The organism is Acidiferrobacteraceae bacterium (assembly GCA_037388825.1).
Taxonomy (GTDB): Bacteria; Pseudomonadota; Gammaproteobacteria; order Acidiferrobacterales; family JAJDNE01; genus JARRJV01.
This window is the reverse complement of record JARRJV010000105.1, coordinates 1-4,765: the sequence shown is the minus strand read 5'-3', so window position 1 is coordinate 4,765 and position 4,765 is coordinate 1. Positions and strand designations below refer to the sequence as shown.

The window sequence follows — 4,765 nt, the reverse complement described above, 5'->3', positions numbered from 1 at the left end:
CGGTGTCGCTGACGGCAGCATTTTGACTCCGCTCCAGTCGGCGCAAGGATGCTGATTTCCAATCACCACTTTTCTCGTTCCGACGAATGGAGAGAGATCAAGATGAAAGGTAGGCTTCGCCTTGCTTTTCCTGACCTATCTCGTCACCCTGCTGGTTGCGCCCCTGCTCTTCCCGTTCAACGCTTCCTGAGTCCCCAGGGTTGCGATCGATGAAAAAGGCCCCTCTTTTTTCGGTATCCCTGCTTGCCCTTGTGGTTGGCTCACCGGCGATCTCCCAGACTGCGTCATTGGAGGAACTCCGGCAGCGATGCGAGGAAGCCAGGGAGGCGAAGATTGCCCCGCCGCGAGAGGCGGCGATCGAGGAGTGCGCCTCCAGACCCAGGTCCACGCGGACCCGAGCGGACTGCGAGCGCATCTATGCGGATTTCGGGGAAGGGGGTGGCACGGTCGATGGTGGGGCGCGTCCGGCGATGTTCATCGACCTGCCCGAGTGCGTCGAGTACTTCGAGGCCCTAGGATTCCTTGAGGACAAACTTTCTGCGCGCGTGAGTCAAATTTGGGCGGGTGCCAGTTTCGCTTGATCGAACAGGTCCGCAAACGCCTGCTGCAGTCGGTTCATGGCGGTGGCAATGGGCCGGTTGGGCGCCTTGTGGCAGCCGTCGAACAGTTGGGACAAACCTGGGCGCAGGATGCGACTGTGCACCTTGGTGAAGAATAGAGCGACCCGCAGTCCCAGGCCCGTGACCCGGTAGCGGTGGCTTTGTGGAATCCGTTCGATCAGGCCGTGCAGCCGCAGTCGCCGCAGATCATAGGTCATGCGTGCGCCTGAGTAGGCAGCGAGCGGCACCCCGAGTGCCTGCGCCATCCAGTCGCGCAGGCTGGCATGGCGGAACCCTTCCGGCTGGGTGAGGAACAGGCACAGTGCGGTGAATAGCGCCAGCACCCGCGGATCGTCGAAGTGCAGCCCGGCGGCGCGCTGGCCGGCGACCACCTGCGGTTGGGTGACCTGATCGAACACCGCCTCGGCCAGGAGACAATCCTGGGCGATGGTCTCAACTTCGAGCAACCGACGGTTGGCGGCAAAGCCGATGGCCCGCAGGGCGGGCAGGTTGTTGAGATTTCGTCCGATGCCGAAGTCATGGGTGTTGTTGATCGTGGTCTCGGTGCGCAGGGCCCGACTTTCCTTGAAGTACTGCTTGATCTCGGAGGCTTTGTAGCTGACATGCAGCGAAGGGATAACCCCTTGGGTCATGACGCGGGTGTGGAAGGTGCCCGGCGTGCGTTTGGTGATTCTCCGATTGAAGATCAAGCTGACCTTCTCCGGCCGTCCCAGGTCGAGGTTCTCGCGGATGACTTCCTCAAACAGATGGCGCCCGGACAGCGGCCGGTCGAACACCTGGGTGCGGGAGAACTCCGCTTGCAGGATGGAGAGTTGAAAGTTGTAGCCGGCCGCATGGTCCTCCGGCGTGAAAGGATCGGGCAAGCGGACCAGCCACTTGCTCACCACGGCAACGATCTTGTCTTCGGTCAGGTCATTCAAGATCTGTTGTGCGCGGGCCGGATCGGCACAGGCGAGCAGCCCGTTGTCGAGGGCCTCAAAGGCAATCCCCTCCTTGGCCAACTGCCGTTTGACGTACTCATGACCGTTGAGGCAGACCCGCGCGGTGTAGGGGAAGTAAGAGCAGAACTTGATGAACAGAGGACCAAAGTCCTCATCGACCAGGTAGAAGTAGTAGTGGTTGCACATCACCGTCCCACGGGTGAACCAGGGGTAAGCCTGGCCGGTTTGGACGTTGCGCTTCTTGATCATGCGGAAGCTGGCGAAACGCTCCTGCGCGGTGCCGATGTACAACACCCCCTCCGGGCGGGAAAAGTCCTTCAGCCGTTCGCGGGTGACCTCGTCTTTGCGTTGCCCCTTGAGGAAGGGGACGATGTTGACCCCTTCGCGTTTGGCAAAGGCGTGGATCGCCTTGACGAAGTCCCGACTGAGCGGGGCCATCAGCACCGTCGAGGCGACCTTGGCTCCGCGATGAACCTTGAAGAAGTTGGCGACCCCGCCGCCGGTCTGCAGCCGCGGCTGATACAGGTTCAGATACAGCCGGTCGATCCCTTCGAGGTCCAGGGTGACATGGTCTTGCAGCAACTCGGCGACGGTTTGGTTTACCATGATCGCAGGCCCCGGTTGACATCTTGGCCACGAGCCACACGCCGCTGCGCGCGGCTACACTGGGAGCATAGCCTCCCGTCGCTCAACCGGGGCCGCCGCACACCGCAGACCACCTCATGCCTCGTCGGTCTGAGGCGAAGCCTCGCTAGGGGTTGCTGCCGACCGCATGGTGGCCGAGGGCTTCGGCGAGAACTGCCCAGTTGCTGACAACGCGACCGTCGAAGGACGGCGGCACAACCGGCGCGTGGAGATCTACGTAGTTGAGACTACCGGAGCTCAGAAGCGGGTCCTGACACCGGTTAAGGCAGCTCCCTGGAAATAATCTACCAGCGCCGTCATCCCCGGCTTGGATGCCGGGATCCAGTGTCCAAGATGGTAGGTCGCCGTTGGCATCAATTCTGACTGGTACCTTATTTTCCGGGGGTTGCCTAAGGCCTCGGCTTCAGTGGATTGAGCGAGGGCCGGGCCGGGGGGGCGAGCAGGGGAGCACAACGCCTGGGACGCAGAACATCGCTGTGTTACCCAGGATTTGCGCCGGGCGCTCGGCTGGTGCCGGGCAGGCCTTCGACACGCGGTCTCGCCACTTGATCAAGGGCGTCTGTGTGGCACACTCTCGCAGGATTTCTGCTGTCAGGGGGTGGTGAATGACGCGCGTGGCGAACGGAACCTTCATTGTCGAGATCAAGCCGCAGGGCGATGTAAGCAGCTCGGACGGTTTGAATCTGGGGCGCATGACTTTCAAGAAGAAGTTTGAAGGCGGCCTGGTCGGAATCGGCCGGGGAGAGATGCTGACGGCGCGTACGCCGGTTGATGGTTCGGCTGCTTACGTTGCGATGGAGCGCGTGTCAGGCAGCCTGCACGGGCGCACCGGCGGCTTTGTCTTGCAGCACACTGGCACGATGAACGGGGGCGCCCAGCTGCTATCGATCAGCATCGTTCCCGATTCCGGGACCGGCGAGCTGTCTGGGATCGCTGGCGCCTTGAAGCTAAGGGTCGAGGGCGACAAGCACTATTATGAGCTCGAGTACACGCTGCCCGGGTAATCCCATCTTCAGGAACGGGGCGCGGCATTCGGCATCGGATCAGGGAAGGGGTGAGCGATGAACCTTCGGCGGCTTGCGGTCACAGCGGGCGTGATCTTCGTATTCGCCCTCGCCTGGAACGCCGTTGTCCGCATGGTGCTTCTGCGCGAGGCCAACATGGCCCTCGATGCGATTGCGCGTCCCGTGGCTGACAGAAGCATGATGCTCGGTCTGCTGCTGACCGCCGGGCTCGCCGTGCGGTTCGTCTATTCCTATGCGTCCTGTGTTCGCGCCCCCGGGGTAAAGCGGGTCCTTGGCCACGGTGCCTTCTTCGGCCTGCTCGCAGGCTTGCTGGTCGACCTAAATCAGTTTGTCCTCTATCCGATTCCCGCATCTCTGGCGCTGGCCTGGTTCGCCTTTGGATTCGTCGAGTTCGGTATCTACGGTTTGTTTGCGGCCTGGCTCTATCTTGTCGATGAACGACGCCTTGCTGACGCATCGGCGTGACGTCCGTCCGCGGCAGGCGGAGCTGCGAAGACCGCTAGCTTCTCCCCCAGCCAGCACCGTGTCGCGATCAAGGAGCTACATCGCCTCCTTGATCCCGCCGCGGAGTAGCCACCAGTTCACCGGGTAGCTGGTGATGAAGCCGGCGAACATCGCGATCTGCATCATGAACCAGAACACGGGGCCGGTCTTCGGAAGCTCACGCCCGAAGGTCGCGAAGACCACGACCGCCATCCAGCCGTACATGCGGATCTGCCAGGCGGTCAGCGATAGGGTATCTGCCTTCAGGGCCTCCCGCAGCCCGGCGCCCACACCCAGGCCCCGCATTGGCGCGATCGTGAAGTATTGGGATCCCGAAGCTGAACGCGAGGATGTAGTCGTAGACCCAGGCGCCGAAAATCAGGTGACCGAACAGGATGAGAGGGACCAGAACGATCAGCCACTCGGCGAAGATACAATGCCGGTGGGTACTATCAATTCTGTCCCCTTGATGCACTCCTCAGTGTTACAGGGCCAATCGACGGGGCATGTACGGATAGCACTTCGCGGAGCGATATCACCAAGTGTGCACCCGGCCCCGCACCGTCTCGCGACACGCCGGATTGTACGCCACTCGTTAGTGCCTGCGGCCCTGTCCCCAGCTTGGGCCATACTCTATAAGATGCGCGCGAGCGACCGAGGATGCAGATGAAGACCTATAGCGTGCACCTGAGCCGGGTATATCCGCCGCTCTGGTTGATTTCAGCCAGTCGCGCAGGGGGGAAGCGCGGGGCGCCGTAGCCCGGTCGATTCTCCGAGGTCCTTCAGGATGCACCTTCAGTCGAGCTCCTTGCTGCGCAGGCGGCGCTGGAAATGGTTGACCAGGCGCGAGCGGACCTTCTTCTCGCGGTGCTTCGAGGCCGCCGCCAAGCGCCGCTCTGCGACTGCGATCAGGGTCTCCTGGGTTCCCTTTGCCGTCTCGTCGGGCGGCTGGCGGTGAACGTAGGTGCCGTCCGGCTGCATATCCCAGGCGGAACGCTGATCCGCCAGCTGAACGTCGAGGATCAGCCGTAGCTCCTGGCGCAGCTCCGGG

6 protein-coding genes are annotated in these 4,765 nt (G+C 62.4%); 3 read left to right on the top strand and 3 right to left on the bottom strand.

The window, feature by feature from the left end:
- Positions 1-209: 209 nt before the first annotated feature.
- On the top strand, positions 210-581 hold the full coding sequence (locus P8X48_12675; GenBank protein ID MEJ2108159.1) for a hypothetical protein: 372 nt from the start codon (positions 210-212) through the stop codon (positions 579-581).
- On the opposite strand, the gene P8X48_12670 is transcribed toward P8X48_12675, so the two are convergent.
- Positions 551-2,167: a hypothetical protein gene (locus tag P8X48_12670; GenBank protein MEJ2108158.1), complete on the bottom strand. Its 1,617-nt coding sequence runs from the start codon at positions 2,165-2,167 to the stop codon at positions 551-553. The genes P8X48_12675 and P8X48_12670 overlap by 31 nt on opposite strands.
- A gap of 644 nt (positions 2,168-2,811) precedes the next feature.
- On the opposite strand from P8X48_12670, the gene P8X48_12665 reads away from it, so the two are divergent.
- Entirely contained in the window at positions 2,812-3,210 is a 399-nt protein-coding gene (locus tag P8X48_12665) for a DUF3224 domain-containing protein (protein MEJ2108157.1), read from the top strand.
- 57 nt (positions 3,211-3,267) lie between these two features.
- Positions 3,268-3,696, top strand: coding sequence for a hypothetical protein (locus P8X48_12660; GenBank protein MEJ2108156.1), 429 nt, complete (start codon positions 3,268-3,270; stop codon positions 3,694-3,696).
- Positions 3,697-3,771: 75 nt separating this feature from the next.
- On the opposite strand, the gene P8X48_12655 is transcribed toward P8X48_12660, so the two are convergent.
- Both P8X48_12655 and P8X48_12650 read right to left on the bottom strand, forming a co-directional pair.
- Positions 3,772-4,029 (bottom strand): DUF4396 domain-containing protein, encoded by a 258-nt coding sequence (locus P8X48_12655; GenBank protein MEJ2108155.1) that lies wholly within the window; start codon positions 4,027-4,029, stop codon positions 3,772-3,774.
- Positions 4,030-4,509: 480 nt separating this feature from the next.
- Positions 4,510-4,765, bottom strand: a 256-nt coding sequence (locus tag P8X48_12650; protein ID MEJ2108154.1) for a hypothetical protein, incomplete at its 5' end; no start/stop codon positions are given.